Below are 735 nucleotides of genomic sequence, written 5' to 3' on the forward strand. Positions count from 1 at the left end.
CGGAGGTTATTTTCAAAGTGATGTTCTGTGTGTTTGTTGTAATCGGTGCGACAATTCAGTTCGGCGCGGTAATCGACTTCTCTGATGCTGCTATCTTCGCGATGTCTATCTTCAACATTCTTGGTCTTTACTTCTTGATGCCTGTTGTTAAGAAAGAACTTCACTCATTCGTTACACGAGTGAAATCAGGCGAGATCAAAGCATATAAATAAGTCTTGCTGAATGTTCATGCTCAATGGGTGGAGCCGTTCCAAATCCCATTAACATCAAAGCGATGAGCATAAGCGGATAAACAAACTAAAAGAGCCATTCGAATTAACGAGTGGCTCTTTCTTTTGTGGTATTGATTACGCCTCGGCGCGCTCTGGCATTTGCATGTATCGACGTCGATACGACATGAGCATGGTGATACTCATTAATGCCGTTAACGCTTCTGCAAAGACGATGCTTGCCCAAATTCCGTTCTCTGGAAACAAGTATGGAAGCAGCATTACACCCAACGCAACGAAGACAAACCCACGACCCAATGATATCAACGTCGCCTGTTTTGGCTTAGCAATCGCTTGGAATAAGTTCGCAATCACTAGGTTTAGCCCCATTAATGGAACACCTAAGAAGAATAGACTTAGCGCCGTTGAAGAGAGCGCAATCAAGCCCGTCGCCTCACCGAGATACCACTGTGCAATCTGAGGAGAAAATACCCAAACCAGCACCAAGAATACTGCACCGCTACCA

2 protein-coding genes are annotated in these 735 nt (G+C 44.9%); one reads left to right on the plus strand and one right to left on the minus strand.

Annotation, left to right across the window (positions count from 1 at the left end; translation table 11 throughout):
- On the plus strand, nt 1-212 hold a 212-nt coding region (locus KIV40_RS31545), incomplete at its 5' end, for an alanine:cation symporter family protein (protein WP_285353248.1).
- A 135-nt stretch (nt 213-347) separates the two neighbouring features.
- On the opposite strand, the gene KIV40_RS31550 is transcribed toward KIV40_RS31545, so the two are convergent.
- Nucleotides 348-735 (minus strand): MATE family efflux transporter (locus KIV40_RS31550; RefSeq protein ID WP_285353249.1); only part of this gene is annotated, 388 nt, incomplete at its 5' end.

It is taken from the genome of Vibrio sp. D173a, assembly GCF_030248475.1.